The following is a 19,985-nucleotide window of genomic DNA, read 5'->3' on the forward strand; positions in this document are numbered from 1 at the left end:
TCTCCAACCGGCCACGCACCCGAGCGAGATCACCCTGCTTCACAGAACAAGATCATCCCACACCAAGATCCACACCTAACAAAGCACTACTAGGACCTGTGTGAACATGCGGCCGGGCCGCATCCTCCCTTCCACCACCTGAGGCGCTTTTCCCGCCGCGGGTGAGGAGCGCTTTCGTGGCGAGTACGCCGGGACGCCGTGCACCCGACATACATCAGGAGCGGCGCACGGAGTCCGCGGAGGCGCTGCGCTCTCCTGTTCGGGGGTTTCCCGCCACCCGCACGGCCCAGCGGAGCGGTTCTTCACCAGCTCCTGGGCCCGGTGCGGTGCGGTGTCGCTGAGCGGCGCGCTCCTAGGTCCCGGCGGCGCGGGCTCGGTCCAGAGCAGTAGTCGAGTCCTCCCGTTCGGCCCGTCGAGCCGTGGCGAGCAGGGCCCTCTCGCCGTGGCGGTGCCCGATGAGCTGCACGCCCAAGGGCGCTCCGGCCTCGTCGAACTGGCCGGGCACGGTGGCGGCGGGCAGGCCGAGCGCCTGCCACGGACGGCTCATGACCGGGTCTCCGGTCGCGGCGAGTCCTCGTGGTGCCGGTCCCGGAGCTGCGGGTCCGACGATGGCGTCGCACTCGAGCCGGTCGAGCCGCCGGTTCGCCTCGGTGACGACCTTCCGGGCCGCGGCGTAGTCGTCGTCGCTGGTGGCCGCGCCGGTGCGCAGCAGCGTGGCGAGGTGCTCGCTGATCCGGTCGGCGACGGCGAGTTCGTCAGCGCGTTCCCGCGCCGCTTCGTAGGCCATGACCACCGGGTGGGCCTCGGCGAGTTCGGCGACGAGCACCTCGTGCGGGAACGCGGTGACGACCGCGCCACGGTCGCTGAGGCGCGCGCAGGCGTCGTCCACCGCTGCGCTCACGGCATCCCCCGCACCCAGGGCGGCTCCGGTCCAGCGCAGCAGTCGGGGTGCCGGTTTCGGGGCTGCTTCCGGGGTTCCGGTGAGCGCCGACCAGGCCAGGGCGAGGTCTGCGGTGGTGGCGGTGAAGAACCCGTGCGAGTCCAGGCTCGGGGCCAGTCCCACGACGCCGTCGGTGGGGATCCTGCCGTGGCTGAGCACCAGGGAGGCGACGCCGCAGAAGGCCGCGGGCCGGGTGACCGAACCCGCGGTCTGCGAGCCGATCGCCAGCGGTACGTGCCCGGCGGCCACCGCGGCCGCGGAGCCGCTCGACGACCCTCCCGGTGTGCGCTCGGGATCGGCCGGGTTGCGGGTGGGACCGGGTGAGAAGTACGCGAACTCGGTCGTCACGGTCTTGCCGACCGGGAAGGCCCCGGCCGTGCGCCAGGCCCGGACGATCGCGGCGTCCGAGGGCGCGGGTGGGGCGTCGGCGCGGAGTTCCGTGCCGCAGCGAGTGGGAACGCCTGCCACGTCGACGATGTCCTTGACCCCGAGTGGGACACCACCCAAAGGCCCTGCGGCAGGCGCGGTTTCATCGAGGGGTTCGACCCACGCGCGCAGGGCCGGATCGGTGTCGGCGACCTTGGCGCGACTGCGCTCCAGCGCCTCCGCCGGGGTGGTGCGTCCGGCGGTCAGGTCGGCGACCAGCTCGCGCAGCGACCAGGGTTCACGCAGGTTCACGGCTGCTCCCACTCGGCGTTGGCGACCCAGTAGTCCATGCCGGAGGCGCTGACGCCGTGCCGCCACGCGGACGTGCGGCGCAGCAGCGGCTCCACCCGGGCGGTCGCCGCGTCGGCCGCCTCCGGACCGTCCTCGTCGACGAGCCAGTGCACCCACTCGACCTCGCGGCCCGCCGCGTCGTGCACGAACAGGTCCACGTGCCGCCAGCCGTAGCCGTGGGTGTCGTTGTAGCAAGTCAGCGTCATGTTCCGGTCATCCACGATGTGCTCCCGCAAGGCTGTGGAACTCCCGCTGGAAGTACACCAGAGCGCCGCTGCCCGATCGAGTGATCACCCGCTCGACGTCGACGAACATCACCGAGTGCGAGCCCTGCCTGCGCACCTGGCCGAGCCGGCCGAGGATCGACGCGGCCGCCTCGCGCAGCACCGGCACCTCCGAGAAGTCGCAGACCACACCGGCGAACCGCTCGTGCATCGGCAGCCCGGTCGCGCCCGCGAACCGCAGCGCCAGCTCCTGCTGGCCGAAGCCGAGGACGTTGACGCAGATCCGCTCGTTGGCGAGCAGCACGTCGTGGGCGCTGCTGGAGCGGTGCACGCACACCAGCATCGTCGGCGGCTCGTCGGTCACCGAGCACGCGGCGCTGACCGTGATGCCGGCCCGGCCTCGCGGCCCGTCCGTGGTGACGATGTTGACCCCGGCCGAGAGGTTCGCCATCGCCGCGCGGAACTCCCGCTGAGCGGGCGTCAGGTCTGCCACGGTCCCTCCTCCCGGCCGACTCACCACGAACCTACGGTCGTCCGGTCCGCCGCTGATATCGAGACTTCCCCGCCACACCCTGAAGTTTTCCCCTAGACCTCCCCGCCCAAGCACCCCGCGGCCACCGAACACCCGAACGGAACACGACGCCGCCGGGCGTCGGAAGTTCCGGTGTCGTGACCAGGGAGGAAGTCCCTCCCCGGAGTTGGTCGGTTCCAGGGGGCTCCCCGTCTCCTCGCGGGAGTCGCTGCGGTGTGCGGGGGGGTTCTACGCCAGGGGGAGGGAGAAGCCGAAGATCGAGCCGCCGGCCTCCCGGGGCTCGCACCAGGTGGAGCCGTGCTGGCGGTTGATGATGCGGTAGCTCAGAGCCAGCCCGATGCCGCTGCCGTGCTCCTTGCTGGTGAAGGACTCGGCGAAGAGGTCCTTCCGCACTCCCCTGCCCCGGTCGGCGACGGTGACGGTGCCGCCCTCGGGCCGGACCTCGGTGACCAGTTCGATCCGCGGGTCCGCGGAGCCGGCTTCGGCCATCTCGTCGATGGCGTTGAAGCACAGGTTGAGCACGACCTGGCCGGTGAGCACCCGTTCGCAGCGCACCGGCACCGGTTCCTCGCTCAGCCACACGTCGACCTCCACGCCGGCCGCCTCGGCGCGCAACCGGACGAAGTAGAGGCACTCGTCGATGACCGCGTTGAGGTCGACCACCTGCTCGACGTGCTCGAGGTGGCCCACGAAGGACCGCAGCGCGCCGACGATCGCCGACACCCGGTCGATCTGGCGGTGGGCGCTGTCGAGGCCGTACTCGAGGTGTCCGGTGGTGCCAGCGGGAACCCGCCCGGACGACTCCAGCGCCTGCGCGTGAGCGCGGACTCCGGCGAGGAAGTTCGCGGCGGCGGCCAGCGGTTGTCCCAGTTCGTGGGCGATGGCCATCGCCATGTCACCCATCGCGGTGTAGCGGGCGAGGTAGTTCTCGTGGCGCAGCTCCAGCTCCCGCCGTTCCTCGCCGCGGACGCGGGTGGAGACGTCGTGCAGGATCATCAGGAACGCGTCGACGTCCCGCAGACGTTCCAGCCCGCCTTCCAGCGTCACCGGCTCCGTGCCGGGGACCTCGAGGCGCACCGGCGCCACCGGGTCGGCGGCCTCGGCCGCTTCGGCCCAGGTGATCGGGGTGCCGTCGCGGCGCAACCGTGCGTAGGACTCCAGGAGTCGCCCGACCGGGGGTTCCGTGTCACCCGACAGACCGAGGTGCGCCAGGGCGGTGTCGGTGGCGAACCGGATCGCGCCCGCCGAGTCGAGCATGAACGCGACCGTGGAGGTGTGGCGCGCCAGCGCGTCGACGTAGGAGGTGGTCTGGCGCAGTTCGTGCTCCACCCGCTGCTCCCGCTCGACGTCCCGGAACTGCACCATCACCGCAGGACCCTGGGCCAGTTCGACGCGGACGGCGATCGCGTCGGTGGGGATGACCCGACCCGACCTGGACCGGTAGTGCCACTCGATGCGGCTCATGCCCTTCTCGACCGCCTCCTGCAGCCACGCGCGGCCGATCACCCGGTCGTACTGCTGCGCGGAGCTGCTCATGTGGTTGGCCTTGAGCGGCCGCAGCTCGGTGACGCTCCACTCCAGCAGGGAGCACGCGGCCGGGTTGGCCCAGAGGATGTCCTTGGTCGCCGCGTCGTGGATCAGCACGCACAGGTGAGAGGCGTGCATCATCGCGACGAAGTCGGAATCCACCAGTTCGGGCGCCTGCGGGTCGACCACCATTGGGCCAGGCTAGATCCCGGCGGCCCGGGGAGCGGAGTGGTCGTTCCGCCACCGCGGCTGAAGGATTCCCCTACCGGGCACCTGGGCAATCCCGATGTCGCGCCGCGTTGCCGCTGCTTAGCGTCGAACAGCAACCGGACACGAGGAGCGTGCCATGCCCCAGGAATTCGGTGGCGACGCGGCGTGGGAGGTCGTCCTGGCCGAGCTCGCCGAGCGCCGGGAGGAGTTCCACGCGCAGTCCTACGTACCGCCCGACTTCGTCGGCAGGCTCAAGGAGCTCGGCCTGTTCCGTGCTTCCACCCCGGCGAGGTTCGGCGGTGAGCCCATGCCACCGCCGGAGTTCCTGCGCCGGGTCGAGCGGATCTCGGCCGTGGACGGCTCGACCGGCTGGGTGGCCGGTTTCGGCTCCGCCGGGACCTACTTGGCGTGCCTGCCCGTCGACACCCAGGCCGAGCTCTACGCCGACGGGCCGGACCTGGTCTACGGCGGCGCGATGTTCCCGGTCAACCCGGTCACCCCGACCGAGCGCGGCTACCTGGTCAAGGGCCGGTGGCGGTTCGCCAGCGGATGCATGGCCGCGGACGTCCTCAGCGTCGGCATCCCCGGCGACGCCGACGGCGACAACCGGCCGCGCGCGGCGATGCTGCGGCCCGAGCAGGTCGAGATCGTGCAGAACTGGGACGTCACCGGCATGCGGGCCTCGGGATCGTTCGACGTGGTGGTCGACGGGGTGGAGGTGCCGCGCGAGTGGACGTTCATCCGCGGTGGCGGGGCGAGCGTGGACGAACCGCTCTACCACTACCCGACCATCGGCTACCAGGCGCAAGTGCACGCCGCCGTGGGCCTGGGCGTGGCGCAGGCGGCCCTGGACTTCGCCGCCCAGGCCGGGTCCCGCACCGGGGTCACCGGCGCACCTCCGCTGGCCGACCGGGCCTACTACCGCACCGGTTACGCGCAGGCCGTGGCCTCGATGCGGTCGGCGCGGGCGTTCTACTACGAGCTCGCCGAGGAGGTCTGGGCCGCGGTGGCCGCCGGCCGCGAGGTCACCGACGAGCAGAACGCGCTGGTCAGGCTCTCCGCCAGCCACCTGGCCGCCACCGCCGCTCAGGTGGTGCACGAGGTGTGCGGGATCTCCGGGACCGCGACCATCGACAACGGCCACCCGCTGCAGCGGATGCGACAGGACTCGCAGGTGCCCGCGCTGCACGCGTTCCTGATGCCCTCGATGTACGACGCCGCCGGAGCCGTGCTGCTGGGACAGCCGCCGACGGTCCCGGGTTTCCGCTGATCTCGACACAGGAGCTGCCATGACCACCGCCCCGCTGCGCGTGCTGTTCTGCATCGGCATCAACCAGAACTTCTTCGACCTGCCCCAGGACGGCGTCACCGCCGGTGACGTGTGGACCGCCTTCGTCGAGATGGTGGACGGCGTCAAAGCGCTGCCCGGAGTGGACTTCATCGGCGACATCGACGACGACAGCCACGTGGTCGGGCCCTCCGACTCGTGGCCGTGGACCTGCTACCTGCTGGCCGACGTCGACACCCAGGAGACCGTCAAGGCCGCCTGCAACCTCTTCCGGACCGTCCAGGTCGGACAGTCCGAGTGGAAGCTGTGGAAGTACGCCAAGATCGAGGCCCGGATCGGCCGGGCGCTCACGCCGCGCGAGTACTGAGGTGCCCCGATGACGACCGAGATCACCGCGAGCAACGTGCACGACCTCGCGCCCGCCGACCTCGTCGCTCCCGACCAGGTGGCCGGGCGGGTCTACACCGACCCGGACATCTTCGAGCTGGAGATGACCCGGATCTTCGAGCGGACCTGGGTGTGGGTCGCGCACGACAGCGAGCTGCCCCGTCCGGGCACGTTCAAGTCGACCCACGTCGGCAGGCAGCCGGTCATCGTCACCCGGGACCGGCAGGGCGAGGTCCGCACGGTGCTCAACCGCTGCCGCCACCGCGGTGCAAGCGTGTGCGAGCGGAAGACGGGGCGCGCCAGCGGTTTCACCTGTCCCTACCACGCCTGGTCCTACGGCCTGGACGGTTCGCTGCGCGGCGTGCCCTACCCCGACGGCTACGCCGGGGTGATGGACCGCAGCGGGATGGGGCTCCAGCGGCTGCGCACCGAGTCCTACGGCGGGATGATCTTCGCGACCTTCGCCGAGGCCCCCGAGCCGCTGAGCGAGTTCCTCGGCGACGCGCGGACGTGGATCGACCGGTTCCTGAAGCAGGGCGGTGGGTATCCGGTGAAAGTGCTGGGGACGCACCGGTTCCGGTACCGCGGTAACTGGAAGATCCAGCTGGAGAACACCACCGACGGCTACCACTTCCCGATCGTGCACCGGTCCTGGATGGCGTCGGTGGACGCCGAAACGGCGAACATGATGAGCTTCATGACCGACCCCGAGGCCATCACCCACGACCTCGGCGGCGGGCACTCGGTCATGCAGATGGTTCCCGAGCACTCCGACCTCGACGCGGACGACGGCACGGAGAAGCTGCAGGACCGCTTCTCACCCCTGATCTCCCAGCTGGAATCGGTCGGCGTCGAGCCGGCCGAGATCCGCCGGTTGGTGCGCGCGATGCACGGGACCGGTTTCAACCTCAACCTGTTCCCGAACGTGTCGATGTCGATCTCGTTCTTCCGGGTGCTGCGCCCGATCAGCGTGGGCGAGACCGAGATCGAGCACATCGCGATCGGCCCGGACGGGCCGCCGGAGATCACCGGACCGGTCAACCGCGAGCGGTTGCGCGCGCACGAGCACTTCCAAGGGCCGTTCGGCTTCGGCACGCCCGATGACGCCGAGGGGTGGGACCGCGTGCAGCGCGGCACCGCCGCGGCCCCGGAGATGCCGATCATGGTCAACCGCGGCCTGGGACGCGAGAAGCCGTCCCCCGAAGGCTGGCCGACTTCCCACGTCACCGACGAGACCGGCATGCGCGCCGCCTACGAGCAGTGGAAGCGGATGATGCACGATGACTGACCTGCAGGCCCCGACGACGCTCGGCGACGTGCGCGTGACCCGCGCGGTCGAACTGGTGTGGCGCGAAGCCGACCTGCTCGACCGCAAGGACTACGCCACCTGGCAGGAGCTCTACGCCGACCACGGCATCTACGTCATCCCGATCGACCGCGACGCCGAGGAGTTCGACGACGTCCTCAACATGGTCTACGACGACAAGCGGATGCGGCGGTTGCGGGTGAACCGGATGACCGAGGGCTACGCGATCGCCGCCGTGGACGCGGCGACCACCGTCCGCACCGTCTCCCGCTTCGTGCCCACCGCGGTGAGCGACACCGAGGTGTCGTTGCGCGCCGCGCAGGTGCTGGTCGCCTACAAGCGCGGCACCCACGACCTGTGGGCCGCCGACGTCGACTACACGATCCGGCTGGGAACTCCGGACACCATCGCGCGCAAAGTGGTTCGCCTCGTCAACAGCGAGGACGCCGTGCCGGCAGCGGGATTCCTGCTGTGAGCGCCGTCGTCACCGGAGCGGCGGGCGGGCTGGGCGCGGCCATCACCCGGCGGCTGCACGCCGACGGGCACGCCGTGGCGCTCGCCGACGTCGACGGGAACGGTGCTCGCGAGCTGGCCACCGCGCTGGACGCCACCGGCCGGACCGCACGGGGCTACGCCACCGACGTCGCCGACCGCAGCGCCCTCACCGAGCTGCTGGACGCGGTGCTTGCCGACCTCGGCCCGGTGGAGGTGCTGGTGAACAACGCGGCCAGGACGCGGGCCACGCCGCTGTTCGAGATCACCCCGGAGGAACTCGACGAGGTCATGTCGGTGAACTTCACCGGCACCTTCCAGGCCTGCCAGGTCTTCGGCGCGCACATGGCCGAGCGGAGCTACGGCCGGATCGTGAACGTGGCCTCGCTGGCCGGGCAGAACGGCGGGACGGCCACGGGCGGGCACTACGCCTCGTCCAAGGGCGCGGTCATGTCGGCCACCAAGGTCTTCGCCCGGGAGCTGGCACCGCGGGGCGTCACGGTGAACGCCGTCTCTCCCGGCCCGCAGGACTCGCCGGTGGTCCGCGACATCGTCGGCGAGGAGAACCTCGAGTCCTTCCAGCGCGCCATCCCCGTCGGACGCCTCGGCGATCCGGCGTTCATCGCGGACGTGGTCTCCCTGCTCGCCTCCCCGGGCGCCCACTCGGTCACCGGCGCGTGCTGGGACGTCAACGGCGGGTTGCACATGCGGTGAGTCCGAATTGTCTCAGTTGCGTAACGCAGCGAACCTCCTGCGCCCCAGGGCGTTTCAACAGCATCACCCCGCGGCGACCGCCGATCGGGACCTGATGAGGGAGGAACGACATGCGCACACCCACGACCGGCACCCTGGTGCTGCTGGGACTGGTGGCCACGTTGGCCACGGCACCGGTGGCGCTGGCCGCGACCACGGAACCCGCTCCGCCGGAACCCACGTCGGAGGAGCCCACCACCGAACCGACCTCCCCATACCCGCCGCCTTCGCCGTCGATGCACATCATGGGCGACGGACGGCCGCAGCCCGGGGACGAGATCGGTGTCGCGGTGCACTGCCCGGTCGAACCGCGCAAGGCCACGTCCCCGGTGCTGACCATCGGCGAGTACGAGCGGAGGGACCACCCGTCCGGCATGGACGTCTGGGTCGCGCCGGCGACCATCGACCTGCACACCGTGCCGGGCGACTACCCGGTCAGGGCGTGGTGCGAGCGCGAGCACCTCAAGTGGACCTTCAGGGTGTTCCCCGCGGACTCCGCCGGTGACGACGGTGAAGCCGCGCCGCCCGCGGTCGAGAAGCCCTCGAAGCCGGCCGGTTCCTCGGCCTCGCAGGTCAGCCGGGTTCCGAATGGGGCGCCCGAGACCGGCGGCGGCCCTGGTGAGCTGAGCGTTCTCGGCCACGCGGGAAACCGGTGAGCCGGATCCGCGCGGTGCTGTTCGCGGCACTGATCCTGCTCGCCGGGTGCGGTGGGCCCACTCCCGGCCCCACCGCACCACCCGCCGACGCGGGCACCGCGCTCCCGTCCTCGACCACCGCACTGCCGCCGTCGAACCCGGTGCACCTGCGCATCCCGTCCATCGGTGCCGCTTCCACGCTCGTGCCGCTCGGCCTCAACCCCGACGACACGGTGGAGGTGCCGCCCGTGGAGGCGCCGATGCAGGCCGGCTGGTACCGGTACGGGCCCACGCCCGGGGAGCTGGGTCCAGCGGTGGTGCTCGGTCACGTCGACGGTGGTGGCCGCGACGGGATCTTCGCGCGGTTGCGGGAGATCGCCGTCGGTGACCAGGTGTTCGTGACGCGTGAAGATGGCGGGACGGCGACCTTCACCGTCACGCGGGTCGTGCAGGTGCCGAAGGCCCGTTTCCCCAGCGAGGAGGTCTACGGCGACACGGGTGCCGTCGAGCTGCGGCTGATCACGTGCGGCGGTTCCTTCGACCGGGAGCGCGGCAGTTACCGCGACAACGTCATCGCCTACGCGACGTTGAGCGGCGCCGGGTGACCTTGTCCCGGGCCACCGTGATCGCCTAGCGTTCCGGTGACCTGTGAACCGGAACGAGGGTGGGCACGACTGTGGCTGACGCCGATCGGGACATGCGCGCGGAGGTCTCCATCGCCGCACCGCCGGAGCGGGTGTGGGAGCTGCTGACGCGGACCCGCACCCACGTGGACGCCAGTCCGGAGCTGGTGGCGATGCTCCCGCTCAAGCCCGGTGGTTTCCGCGAGGGGCAGTGGTTCCTGGGGCTGAACCGGCGCAAGGCCGTGGTGTGGCCGACCCGCAACGTCGTGACCGCCGTCGTGCCGCACCGGCGGCTGGCGTGGGACACCACCACCAGTGGTGCCCGCTGGCTCTTCGAGCTGGAGCCGGCCGCCTCCGGCACCCGGCTGGTCCAGCACCGGGTCCTCACGAAGCAGCTGACGAAGCTCAGCACGGTCTTCGCCACCGCGCTGCTCGGCGGCGTCAGCGGCCACGCCGACGAGCTCGAAGAAGGCATGGCAGCAACGCTCCACCGCCTCAAGCACATCGCCGAAAACACCTGACCGCCAGGCGGGTTCGCATAGCGGCGGCAGCAGCCGTGCCAGGTGAGGGAGTCAACTCCCACCGCTGGGCCGACGACCTCTGAACCCGGCTCATCACCCGTTCTTCGCGGTGCGAACGACATTTCGCGCGAAATGTCGTTCGCACGACGAAGTGCACGTCGCAGCAGGATCCCGGCGGCCCGCGGCGGCAGCCGCTCCCCAGGTGTGGGGCTCAACCGGCAGCGCCGCAGGTTCTGAGCGGCTTCGTGGCGAGTGCACCGCGACGCCGTGTACCGGCGTGCACCAGGAGCGGCGCACGGAGTCCACGGAGCCGCTCAGAACCTGCCACCCGCACCGCCACGCGAAGCTCACCGAGCAACACCTACGTAAACGGTGTTGGCGGATTTCCCTCCTGTGTAGTGGTTGTCGAAGCTCACCACGTGGGCGGCGACGTCGTCGAAGACCTCAGCGAGGGTGCGGGTGAAGGTTTCCTCTGGCGGGTCGTCGGACCACAGCGCGAAGACCCCGCCGGGGTGCAGGTGCGCGGCCATCCGCCGCAGACCGTCGGGCGTGTAGAAGCCGGTGTGCCCGCTGTCGAGGACGTTCTGCGGTGAGTGGTCGATGTCGAGCAGGATCGCGTGGAACGTGCGTCCCCGGTCGAAGCCCGGTTCCGATTCCGCCAGTGCGAAGAAGTCACCGTGCAGGAACCGGTTCCGCGCGTCACCGGTCAGCTCGGCGGCCAGCGGGAGCAGGCCGCGCTCGTGCCAGTCGATGACCTCGCCCAGCCCTTCCACCACCAGCAACGACCGGACCCGCTGGTCCTCCAGCGCGGCCCGCGCGGTGTAGCCCAGTCCGAGACCGCCGACCACGACGTCGAGCTCGGAGCCGGAGACCACGCCCAAGCCGAGCCGGGCGAGTTCCACCTCGGCGACGGTGAACAGGCTCGACATCAGGTACTCGTCGCCGAGCTTGACCTCGAAGACGTCCACGTCCAACACGGGATCCCGGCGGCGCCGCAGGCTGATCTCTCCGATGGGCGTCTCCCGCCAATCGAGCTCCTCGAACCGCAACCCCACAGCGCCACCTCTCCGGAAAACCCCGACCCTACTCGCCGCCGACGACCGGTGCTCTCCCCGCCCGGCTCGAGGATCGAAGGCCTGACCAGCTACTGCGCTCGACCACGGCCTCACCGCTCACGCGGACAGAGCTGACCTGCCGCACTCAGCGCGGTCCGGCAGGACCACGGGCAACCCCTCCACAGTGGAGGATCCCACTCCCCCGCCCAGCCGAGTCAGCCGGAGGCGGGGCTCCACGCAGCGACCACCACCCACGACTCAGCGGCGGAACCGGCGCGCAGGTCCTCCACACCAGCGGCGCCCCCACCTGCCTCTCACGGCCGCGCGATGCCTGCGATGGCGATGTGCGCGTTGTCGGTGGCGCGACGGGCTTCGGCGAGGCTGGTCCGGGCCTGGTCCAGCCAGTGGTGGGCGGTCAGCGCCGACTCGACGGGGTCGCCCGCGAAGGGACCTTCGACGTTGGTGAGCTCGCCCGCGCAGGCTCCGTCGACGAGGCCCTCGCCGAAGCTGCCCAGCGCGACGTCGAGGGAGGTCAGCAGTTGGCGCAGCGATCCGAGGGTCCAGTAGGCGTCCTGCCCCAGCGCGTCCGCGCCGGTCTGGCGTGCGGCCAGGGTCACCGTGTCCCGCGCTGCGCGGTAAGCCTGGTCGGTCTGTGGCGACTTCACGGCGACCAGTGTTCACCGGACTCGACATCAGCGGAAGTTACTTGTTCTCCAGCACTGCGTTAGCGTGGCTGAATGCCACTCGACCCGCGTCGCCTGCTGCTCCTGCGCACCGTCCGGCGGACCGGCAGCGTGCTCGCCGCCGCGCGGCTGCTCCACCTCACCCCCTCCGGGGTGTCGCAGCACCTGTCGAAGTTGGAGAACGAGCTGGGCATCGACCTGGTCGACCGGGAGCAGCGCGGTGGTGGGCGGACGATCCGGTTCACCCCGGCGGGCAACGCGCTGGCCGATCGGGCCGACCGGGTCGCCGAGGCACTCGCGGAGGCCGAGCGCGACGTCGAGCAGTTCCGCGAAGGGCCTGCCGGTCCGTTGCGGATCGGGGGTTTCTCGGTGGCGCTCAGCGAGCTGGCGGCGCCCGTGGCCATGCGCATGGCCGCGGCGAACCCCGCGCTGGACCCGCAGCTCTCCGAGATCTCCGAGTCCGAGCGCATGCACGCGCTCCTCGCCGGGGACCTCGACCTGATCCTCAGCGAACGACCCGGCGACGACGGCCCGGAACGCCCTCCGGGGGTCGTCGAGGTGGACCTGATGCGCGACCCGTTCCGGGTGGTCGTCCCGGCCACGTGGCCGTCGGACTCGGAACCGGAAACCCTGCTCGCCCGGCGGTGGATCACCACGTCGTTCGGTCCTGCGACCCGTCGCCACCTGGAGAGGATGTGCCGCGAGCACGGGCTCGAGCTCGACGCCTACGACATCGGCACCGGCACCGCCCCGACGCTGCTGGGCCTGGTCGCCCACGGGCTCGGCGCGACGATCATCCCGGCGCTGACGCTGCGGCAGAACCCGTCGCCGAACGTGCGCCTGAGCAACGCCATCGCGGACCCGGGTTCGCGGGTGCTCACCTGCTTGCACCGGGACAACGCCCCGGCGCTCGTGCACCACGTGATCAACGAGCTGCGCCACCACGCCGCGACCGAGTTGCAGCACGTACCGTCGGGTTGAGGACGAACCCGACGAGAAGGGCAGCGTGTTGCGCAAGGTCAAGGACCTGACAGGACCGGGGATCACCGACCACCTGGGCATCGGCGGCACCGACCTGGGGGTCACGGCGATCGCCCCGGACGGCAGGCTGGTGGCGGTGTTCGGCGACACCTTCGACCGCGCCGGGGTCGGCGGGCCGGGCTGGCGCTCGCCGGTCGTGGTCTTCGGCGACGCGGGCAGCGCGCGCAACGGCATCCGGTGGACCGGTTCGCTCGGAGCGCGCAGCGCCTACGCCGAGCAAGCCCTGTCCTACGAGCACGAGTCGATCATCCACGGGCACCCGGTCAGCACCGTGCTGCCGACGGACCTGATCACCGTCGGCAACGCGATGTTCCTGCACGTCATGGTTTGCCAGGGCCTCGGCAACGTGCACTGGACGGAGATCCACCGCTCCACCGACAACGGCGAGACCTGGCAGCACACCGGCGCCACCTGGCCCGGTGACGCGCACGGCGGGCTGTTCCAGATGCTGACCTGGGAGCTCGGCGAGGACGGTTACGTCTACGCCTTCTCGACCGGTTTTCAGCGCGACAAGGGGCTGATCCTGCAGCGCGTGCCCGCCGACCGGCTCACCGACCCCCGCGCGTGGCAGGGCTGGGGTTTCCGCGACGGGCAGTGGGCGTGGGGCAACCCGCCGACGGTCGCGCTCACCGGCGCCTACGGCGAGCTGTGCCTGCGCCGGGTCGAGGACCGCTGGCTGCTGGCGCTGTTCAACGCCGGCGACTACCGGATGGACGTGCTCAACCTCGACGGGCCGACCGCGAACCTCTACGAGGCGGTCCGGGGCACCGTGCTGCACGGCTGCGCGTGGGGCTGCGAGGACCACGGGGCGGGCCACGTCGCGCAGCTCTACGGCGGCTACATCGTCCCCGGCTCGACCCTCGACGACCTGCACCTGGTCGTGAGCCAGTGGAACACCGAGCGGAACTGGCCGTACCGGGCCATGCAGTTCGCCGGGACGGCACCGCGCCCCGGCGACCAGCCGCTCCCGCTTCCCGCGGCCCCTGGCAGCAGCGGCGGCCTGGTCGGAGAAGCGGTCAAGCTCGCCCGCCGCTTCCTGTCCTGAGTGATGTCGAGCACGGCCCCCGACAAGTTACTCACGGGTAATATAACCTGTCGGCCCATGAGCTCTCAGACTCCGACCTTCGCGCTCTGGAACAAGCTCTCCGGCACTTCCGCCGGGCGTGCGCTGTTCTCGCTGGGCGTGAGCCTCAAGGCGCCCTACTTCCGGACGGTGCTGCCCTCGGTCCGTGAGATGGCGCCCGGACGCTGCGTGGTCACCTCGCCGAAGTGGTGGGGCGTGCGCAACCACATCGGCACCTACCACGCGATCGCCGCGTGCAACCTCGCCGAGGTCGCGATGGGCATGGTCGCCGAGGCCACCGTGCCCCCCTCGCACCGCTGGCTGCCGAAGCGGATGCAGGTCGAGTACCTCGCCAAGGCCGAGACGAGCCTGCGGGCGGTCGCCGAGCTCGACCCGGTTCCCGAGTTCGGCGACGAGGGGCAGGAGATCGATGTCCCGGTGGACGTCCTCGACAAGCACGGCCAGGTCGTCGTCCGCGCCACCATCACCACCTGGGTCACCCGCAGGAAGTGAGAGCTGGCCGGAGGCGGGGTTTCCGCAGCGGACCTCCCGCTTCCGACTCAGGAGTCGCGTCTTCCGGAGTACTGTTCTCCCTGATCCTTCAGCGGGGAGGCGGACGTGGCGGATCGCGGTGGCAGGCGGTGGCCGTGGGTGGCCGCCGCCGCGGTGTCGGTGGTGGTCCTCGTCGTCGGCGGGTGGTGGCTGGTCGACCAGGTCAGCGCCTTCGGCCGGCGACCTCTGTCCGATCAGGACAGCATCGCGAGCGTGACCAGCATGGTCATCGGCGCGGCCGCGCTGCTGGTGGCCATGGCCTCGCTGGTCGTGGCCGTGCTGCAGCTGCGGCGGGAGCGGACTTCGGCGGGCTCCGGCGGGTCGGTGCAGGTCGGGACCGCGCAGGACGGCGGACGGCTGTTCATGGTCGCCGACGGCGACGTGCACCTCCACGGCCCCGACGAGCACCGGGAGGACCCGTCGTGACCGGCGGAGGATCCCCGGTGCACCAGGAAGTCCGCGTCGAGAGCGGGTTCGGCTACGGGGTGGTCGGAGCGGACCTGCACGTCTTCGCCGACCGCGGGCCGGTGTACGTGCTCGAGGAGTTCCGGCCCCCTGCCGAGCCCGATCCCGAGTGGCTGGTGGAGATGCCCAGCCGGATGCTCAACGCGCGGCACAAGGTCGTCGAGTTCACCGGTCGCGCGGACGAGCTGGACCGGCTGCGGGAGTGGCGCGACGCGGGCCCCAGGATGGCCGCGCGCTGGCTGCACGCACCTGGCGGACAGGGCAAGACGCGGCTGGCTTCCCGGTTCGCGGCCGACTCGCTCGCCGAGGGTTGGAAGGTCGTCACCGCCACGCACGGACCGGGGACCGTGCTGCCGCCGCCCGGGAGCCAGGACCTGCGCACCACCGGGCGGACCGGGCTGCTGCTGCTCGTCGACTACGCCGACCGCTGGCCGTTGACGCACCTGACCTGGCTGCTCAGCAACGCCGTCCTGCACCAGAGCGCCGTGCCCGCCCGGGTGCTGCTGCTGGCCCGCAGCGCCGACGCCTGGCCCGCGGTGCGCGCCGCGCTGGCCAACCACCAGGCCGGGACCTCCACGCAACGCCTGCCCGACCTGCCCGACGACACCGGCCAGCGGGCCGAGATGTTCCACGCCGCGCGCGACGGTTTCGCCCGGCGCTACGGCGTCGAGGGCGCCGCGCGCATCGAGCCCCCAGGACCGCTGGAGGACCCCGACTTCGGGTTGACCCTGGCCGTGCACGTCGCGGCGCTCGTCGCGGTCGACGCGCACGTCGCGGGCCGCAGGCCGCCCGCCGACATGGCGAACCTGACCACCTACCTGCTGGACCGCGAACACCTGCACTGGACGAACCTCTTCGAGAACCGCGGTGTGCGCACTCCCCCGGCCGTGATGAACCGGACCGTGTTCACCGCCTCGCTGACCGGGCCCGGACCGCGCGCCCCGGCGAAGGTGGTGCTGCGATCGCTCGGCCTGGAGGCGCCCGCCGAGCAGGTCCTCGACGACCACGCGTTGTGCTATCCCCCTGCCGCACCTGCGGATTCGGCGATGGAGCCGCTCTACCCGGACCGGCTCGCCGAAGACTTCCTGGCCCTGACGTTGCCCGGGCACACCGCCGACTACCCCGCGCAGAGCTGGGCCGCTCCCACCACCGCCACCCTGCTCACCGACGCCGGGACCGAACGGCTCGCGCGCGGCATGACGTTCCTGGCCGCCGCCGCGCAGCGCTGGCCGCACGTCGGGCCGGACCACCTGTACCCGCTGCTGCGGGCCTCGCCCCGCACCGCGGTGGACGCCGGAGGCGCCGTGCTGAGCGCGTTGGCCGACCTCGACGACGTCGAACCGGACCTGCTCGAAGCGGTCGCCGCGCACATCCCCGAGAGCAGGCGGGCGGATCTCGACGTGGGCACGGCGGCGATCACCGTGCGACTCGCTCCGCACCGGCTGCGACGCGCCACCGGGCCGGTTGAGGAGTTCGAGGTGCACACCGAGGTCGGCAGGCGGCTGTCCCACGCCGGTCGGCACCAGCAGGAACTCGGGGCTCGCGAACAGGCGGTGGCGGCCGCGCGACGCGTGGACGCCGCGGCCACCGGGCGACAGCGGATCGTGGCCGATCTCGTGCTGGCCAAAGCGCTGCGCGAGTTGTCCCGCAGCCTGCACGAACTGCAGCGGGAGGGTGACGCCCTCGACGCCGCCGTGGAGGCGGTCGCGGCTGCCCGCCGCCTGGCCGGTGCGGCACCTGGCCGCTTCGACGCCGAGCTCGCGCACACCGTCTACGTCCACGCCAAGACGTTGTCACACCTGGGACGGCGCCGGGAAGCGCTGGAGACGCTGCAGGAGTCGGTGGAGCTCTTCCGCAGGTTGGCGCAGCGGGACCGGCGCTACGAGCGGGACTTCGCGGTGCGCCTGACCGCGCTCGGCGCCAGCCTCACCGACGCCGCGAGGCTGCCGGAAGCCGTCGAGGTCAGCCTGCAGGCGGTCAGCACCATGCGGCGGCTGGTCGCCGAGAACCCCGCCGAGAACGAGATCGACTTCGCGGAGCTGCTCCTGCACTGCGGGAACCGGCTGAGCCAAGCGGGCCGGGGCGGTGAGGCGGTCGAGATCGCCGGCGAAGCGGTGGAGGCCTACCGCAGGTTGGCGCGGCGCAATCCCGCGGCGTTCGAACCGCTGCTGGCCAGGGCGCTGCAATCGCAGGCTCCGTGCCTGGCCGGGACCGGCCGCGTTCCCGAAGCGCTCGCCGCGCTGGAGGAGGCGGTCGCGGTGCTGACCCGGGTCACCCGCACCGCGCCCGCCGCCTACGAGCCGAAGCGGATCGAGGCCTCGCTCGTGCTGGCCGCCTTCCTGGCTTTCGGCGGGCAGCTCGAGCGCGCCAGGGCGATCCAACGGGAACAGCTGGCGGCCTACCGGAAGCTCGTGCAGGCCGCTCCCGACGTCCACGAGCACACGTTCATGGTGCTGCTGCTGAGCCTCGCGAGCCAGAACGCCGACCTCCCCGGCGAGATCGACCGGGCGCTGGAGGTCCTCGAGGAGGCGCTCGCGCTCTCCAGGCGCAGGCCGGGGGAAGTGCCGGTGATCGTCCAAGGCATGTTCCGAGAAGCCGGGAGAACCGTCGCCGACCGCCTCGAACAGCACGGCCGCGCACCGGAAGCCGTCGAGCTGCGCGCGACGATCGCTGCCCTGCCGGGGCTTCCAGACACGACGAGACCCCGCCCGTGACGGGCGGGGTCTCGTTCAGCTGTGCACGCCGCTGAGCGGCGCGACCTCAGGCCAGGTCGAAGCGGTCCAGGTTCATGACCTTGACCCAGGCCTGGACGAAGTCCTCGATGAACTTCTCCTTGCCGTCGGCCGAGGCGTAGACCTCGGCGAGGACGCGCAGCTCGGAGTTCGACCCGAAGACCAGGTCGGCACGAGTGCCGGTCCAGACGACCTCACCGTTGGCGTTGGTCGCCTCGAAGGTGGACTTGTCCTCCGAAGTGGACCGCCAGGTGTAGGCCATGTCCATCAGGTTCACGAAGAAGTCGTTCGTGAGCACGCCCGGCTTGTCCGTGAGGACACCGTGCTGCGACCCGTCCCAGTTCGCACCCAGGACGCGCAGACCACCGATGAGCACCGTCATCTCCGGAGCGCTCAGCGTGAGCAGGTTGGCCCGGTCGATGAGGTGGTACTCGGCCGGCAGCTCCGCGGACTTGCTCGTGTAGTTGCGGAAACCGTCGGCGATGGGCTCCAGCGCGTCGAAGGAGTCGGCGTCGGTCTGCTCCGCACTGGCGTCGACACGGCCCTGCGCGAAGGGCACCTCGATGCTGGAACCGGCGTCGGCGGCGGCCTTCTCGATGGCGGCGGAACCGCCGAGCACGATGAGGTCGGCCAGCGAGACCTTCTTGCCGAAGGACTGCTGCACGCCTTCCAGCGCCGAGAGCACGGTCGCCAACTGGTCGGGGTTGTTGACCTCCCAGTTGCGCTGCGGCTCCAGGCGGATGCGGGCACCGTTGGCGCCGCCCCGCTTGTCGCTGCCGCGGAAGGTGGAAGCCGAGGCCCACGCGGTCGACACCAGCTGCGACACGGTCAAGCCGGTCTCGAGGATCTTGGCCTTGAGGGCCTTGACGTCCTCAACGGACAGCTCGTCGTTGTCGTTGGCCGGCAGCGGGTCCTGCCAGATCAGGTCTTCCTGGGGCACCTCGGGGCCGAGGTAGAGCTCCTTCGGACCCATGTCGCGGTGGGTCAGCTTGAACCAGGCGCGGGCGAAGGCGTCCGCGAACTCGTCCGGGTTCTCCATGAAGCGGCGCGCGATCGGCCCGTAGATCGGGTCGACCTTGAGCGCCACGTCGGTGGTCAGCATGTTCGGCGCGATCCGCTTGGACGGGTCGTGGGCGTCGGGCACCGTGCCCTCACCCGCGCCGCCCTTCGGGCGCCACTGCCAGCCGCCGCCCGGGCCCTTGAAGACCTCCCACTCGAAGCTGAAGAGGTTCCACAGGAAGTTGGTGGTCCACTTGGTGGGCGTGGAGGTCCAGGTGACCTCCAGACCACTGGTGATCGTGTCGCCACCCTTGCCGGTGCCGTAGCTGTTCTTCCAGCCCAGGCCCATCAGCTCCAGGTCGGCGCCCTCCGGCTCGGCCTCCAGGTGGGAGTCGGGAGCCGCACCGTGGGTCTTGCCGAAGGTGTGACCACCGGCGATGAGGGCGACGGTCTCCTCGTCGTTCATCGCCATCCGGCCGAAGGTCTCGCGGATGTCGCGCGCGGCGGCGGCCGGGTCCGGCTGGCCCTCCGGGCCCTCCGGGTTGACGTAGATCAGACCCATGTGGGTCGCACCCAGCGTGGGCTCCAGCTGGCGCTCACCGGTTTCCTCGGAGATGCGCTTGTCGCTGCCCAGCCAGGTCGTCTCGGCGCCCCAGTAGACGTCGTCCTCCGGCTCCCAGTCGTCGACGCGGCCGCCGGCGAAGCCGAAGGTCTTGAAGCCCATGGACTCCAGCGCGACGTTGCCGGTGAGGATCATCAGGTCGGCCCAGGAGATCTTGCGGCCGTACTTCTGCTTGACCGGCCACAGCAGACGGCGGGCCTTGTCCAGGCTGACGTTGTCCGGCCAGGAGTTCAGCGGGGCAAACCGCTGCTGACCGCCGCCGGCGCCGCCGCGGCCGTCGCTGATGCGGTAGGTGCCGGCCGAGTGCCAGGCCATGCGGATCATCAGCGGCCCGTAGTGCCCGAAGTCCGCCGGCCACCAGTCCTGCGAGGTGGTCAGGACTTCCTGGATGTCCTTCTTGATCTCGGCCAGGTCCAGCGTCTGGAACTCGGCGGCGTAGTCGAAGTCGTCGCCGTACGGGTTCTTGTTCGGGTGCTGCTTGGCCAGGATCTTCAGGTTCAGCCGGTTCGGCCACCAGTCGCGGTTGGCGTCACCGCGAGTGGGGTGGGTGAGGCCGTGTGCAACCGGGCAACCACCGGTTTCGTTCGTCTCTCGGGTGTCAGGGCTGTCAGACACGGG

20 protein-coding genes are annotated in these 19,985 nt (G+C 71.2%); 13 read left to right on the forward strand and 7 right to left on the reverse strand.

The features are described from left to right. Positions 1-352: 352 nt before the first annotated feature. The 4 genes from EIL87_RS06650 to EIL87_RS06665 form a co-directional block, all read right to left on the reverse strand. Complete coding sequence (locus tag EIL87_RS06650) at positions 353-1,618, reverse strand: amidase (protein WP_125089300.1); 1,266 nt, start codon at positions 1,616-1,618, stop codon at positions 353-355. After that, positions 1,615-1,878, reverse strand: a complete 264-nt coding sequence (locus EIL87_RS06655; RefSeq protein WP_233576076.1) for a hypothetical protein — start codon at positions 1,876-1,878, stop codon at positions 1,615-1,617. Before EIL87_RS06655 ends, EIL87_RS06650 begins: the two co-directional genes overlap by 4 nt. After that, positions 1,871-2,374 (reverse strand): flavin reductase, encoded by a 504-nt coding sequence (locus EIL87_RS06660; RefSeq protein ID WP_125089301.1) that lies wholly within the window; start codon positions 2,372-2,374, stop codon positions 1,871-1,873. Before EIL87_RS06660 ends, EIL87_RS06655 begins: the two co-directional genes overlap by 8 nt. Positions 2,375-2,641: 267 nt before the next feature. After that, entirely contained in the window at positions 2,642-4,132 is a 1,491-nt protein-coding gene (locus EIL87_RS06665; protein ID WP_125089302.1) for a PAS domain-containing sensor histidine kinase, read from the reverse strand. Between the two features lie 154 nt (positions 4,133-4,286). Between EIL87_RS06665 and EIL87_RS06670 the strand changes: the two genes are divergently transcribed. The 8 genes from EIL87_RS06670 to EIL87_RS06705 all read left to right on the forward strand — a co-directional run bounded on the left by EIL87_RS06670 (position 4,287) and on the right by EIL87_RS06705 (position 10,155). After that, positions 4,287-5,420: an acyl-CoA dehydrogenase family protein gene (locus EIL87_RS06670; RefSeq protein WP_125089303.1), complete on the forward strand. Its 1,134-nt coding sequence runs from the start codon at positions 4,287-4,289 to the stop codon at positions 5,418-5,420. Positions 5,421-5,439: 19 nt separating this feature from the next. Then, positions 5,440-5,805 (forward strand): hypothetical protein, encoded by a 366-nt coding sequence (locus EIL87_RS06675; protein WP_125089304.1) that lies wholly within the window; start codon positions 5,440-5,442, stop codon positions 5,803-5,805. Between the two features lie 9 nt (positions 5,806-5,814). Further along, a complete protein-coding gene (locus EIL87_RS06680; protein ID WP_125089305.1) occupies positions 5,815-7,113 on the forward strand; it encodes an aromatic ring-hydroxylating oxygenase subunit alpha in 1,299 nt (432 codons plus the stop codon). Continuing rightward, positions 7,106-7,606, forward strand: coding sequence for an aromatic-ring-hydroxylating dioxygenase subunit beta (locus tag EIL87_RS06685; RefSeq protein WP_125089306.1), 501 nt, complete (start codon positions 7,106-7,108; stop codon positions 7,604-7,606). Before EIL87_RS06680 ends, EIL87_RS06685 begins: the two co-directional genes overlap by 8 nt. Next, on the forward strand, positions 7,603-8,337 hold the full coding sequence (locus tag EIL87_RS06690) for an SDR family NAD(P)-dependent oxidoreductase (RefSeq protein WP_325049411.1): 735 nt from the start codon (positions 7,603-7,605) through the stop codon (positions 8,335-8,337). Before EIL87_RS06685 ends, EIL87_RS06690 begins: the two co-directional genes overlap by 4 nt. Positions 8,338-8,447: 110 nt before the next feature. Then, positions 8,448-9,032 carry a hypothetical protein gene (locus EIL87_RS06695; RefSeq protein ID WP_125089307.1) on the forward strand — a complete coding sequence of 195 codons (585 nt, stop codon included), beginning with the start codon at positions 8,448-8,450 and terminating at the stop codon, positions 9,030-9,032. Continuing rightward, a complete protein-coding gene (locus EIL87_RS06700) occupies positions 9,029-9,616 on the forward strand; it encodes a class F sortase (protein ID WP_125089308.1) in 588 nt (195 codons plus the stop codon). Before EIL87_RS06695 ends, EIL87_RS06700 begins: the two co-directional genes overlap by 4 nt. A 71-nt stretch (positions 9,617-9,687) precedes the next feature. Continuing rightward, entirely contained in the window at positions 9,688-10,155 is a 468-nt protein-coding gene (locus tag EIL87_RS06705; RefSeq protein WP_125089309.1) for an SRPBCC family protein, read from the forward strand. A 347-nt stretch (positions 10,156-10,502) separates the two neighbouring features. Here the strand turns inward: EIL87_RS06705 and EIL87_RS06710 are convergent, their stop codons facing one another. Together EIL87_RS06710 and EIL87_RS06715 are read right to left on the reverse strand one after the other, a co-directional pair. Next, positions 10,503-11,210: a polyamine aminopropyltransferase gene (locus EIL87_RS06710; protein ID WP_125089310.1), complete on the reverse strand. Its 708-nt coding sequence runs from the start codon at positions 11,208-11,210 to the stop codon at positions 10,503-10,505. 314 nt (positions 11,211-11,524) lie between these two features. Next, positions 11,525-11,875: a hypothetical protein gene (locus EIL87_RS06715; protein ID WP_125089311.1), complete on the reverse strand. Its 351-nt coding sequence runs from the start codon at positions 11,873-11,875 to the stop codon at positions 11,525-11,527. 72 nt (positions 11,876-11,947) lie between these two features. Here EIL87_RS06715 and EIL87_RS06720 point away from each other — a divergent pair, with 72 nt between their 5' ends. The 5 genes from EIL87_RS06720 to EIL87_RS06740 all read left to right on the forward strand — a co-directional run bounded on the left by EIL87_RS06720 (position 11,948) and on the right by EIL87_RS06740 (position 17,728). Then, entirely contained in the window at positions 11,948-12,874 is a 927-nt protein-coding gene (locus EIL87_RS06720; RefSeq protein ID WP_125089312.1) for a LysR family transcriptional regulator, read from the forward strand. A 25-nt stretch (positions 12,875-12,899) separates the two neighbouring features. After that, positions 12,900-13,979, forward strand: a complete 1,080-nt coding sequence (locus EIL87_RS06725) for a DUF4185 domain-containing protein (RefSeq protein WP_233576077.1) — start codon at positions 12,900-12,902, stop codon at positions 13,977-13,979. Positions 13,980-14,036: 57 nt separating this feature from the next. Continuing rightward, positions 14,037-14,510, forward strand: a complete 474-nt coding sequence (locus EIL87_RS06730; protein ID WP_125089313.1) for a hotdog fold domain-containing protein — start codon at positions 14,037-14,039, stop codon at positions 14,508-14,510. Positions 14,511-14,615: 105 nt separating this feature from the next. Continuing rightward, positions 14,616-14,975 carry a hypothetical protein gene (locus tag EIL87_RS06735; protein ID WP_125089314.1) on the forward strand — a complete coding sequence of 120 codons (360 nt, stop codon included), beginning with the start codon at positions 14,616-14,618 and terminating at the stop codon, positions 14,973-14,975. After that, a complete protein-coding gene (locus EIL87_RS06740) occupies positions 14,972-17,728 on the forward strand; it encodes a tetratricopeptide repeat protein (protein ID WP_125089315.1) in 2,757 nt (918 codons plus the stop codon). Before EIL87_RS06735 ends, EIL87_RS06740 begins: the two co-directional genes overlap by 4 nt. A gap of 46 nt (positions 17,729-17,774) precedes the next feature. Here EIL87_RS06740 and katG read toward each other — a convergent pair whose 3' ends face one another. After that, positions 17,775-19,982, reverse strand: a complete 2,208-nt coding sequence (gene katG / locus EIL87_RS06745; RefSeq protein WP_125089316.1) for a catalase/peroxidase HPI — start codon at positions 19,980-19,982, stop codon at positions 17,775-17,777. Positions 19,983-19,985: the final 3 nt, after the last annotated feature.

This window comes from Saccharopolyspora rhizosphaerae (genome assembly GCF_003931915.1).
GTDB classification, from domain to species: Bacteria; Actinomycetota; Actinomycetes; order Mycobacteriales; family Pseudonocardiaceae; genus Saccharopolyspora; species Saccharopolyspora rhizosphaerae.

Coding starts and splice junctions, on each gene's coding strand:
- EIL87_RS06665 (WP_125089302.1), bottom strand. CDS start 4,132: ATGGTGGTCGACCCGCAGGCGCCCGAACTGGTGGATTCCGACTTCGTC.
- EIL87_RS06670 (WP_125089303.1), top strand. CDS start 4,287: ATGCCCCAGGAATTCGGTGGCGACGCGGCGTGGGAGGTCGTCCTGGCC.
- EIL87_RS06675 (WP_125089304.1), top strand. CDS start 5,440: ATGACCACCGCCCCGCTGCGCGTGCTGTTCTGCATCGGCATCAACCAG.
- EIL87_RS06680 (WP_125089305.1), top strand. CDS start 5,815: ATGACGACCGAGATCACCGCGAGCAACGTGCACGACCTCGCGCCCGCC.
- EIL87_RS06685 (WP_125089306.1), top strand. CDS start 7,106: ATGACTGACCTGCAGGCCCCGACGACGCTCGGCGACGTGCGCGTGACC.
- EIL87_RS06695 (WP_125089307.1), top strand. CDS start 8,448: ATGCGCACACCCACGACCGGCACCCTGGTGCTGCTGGGACTGGTGGCC.
- EIL87_RS06720 (WP_125089312.1), top strand. CDS start 11,948: ATGCCACTCGACCCGCGTCGCCTGCTGCTCCTGCGCACCGTCCGGCGG.
- EIL87_RS06730 (WP_125089313.1), top strand. CDS start 14,037: ATGAGCTCTCAGACTCCGACCTTCGCGCTCTGGAACAAGCTCTCCGGC.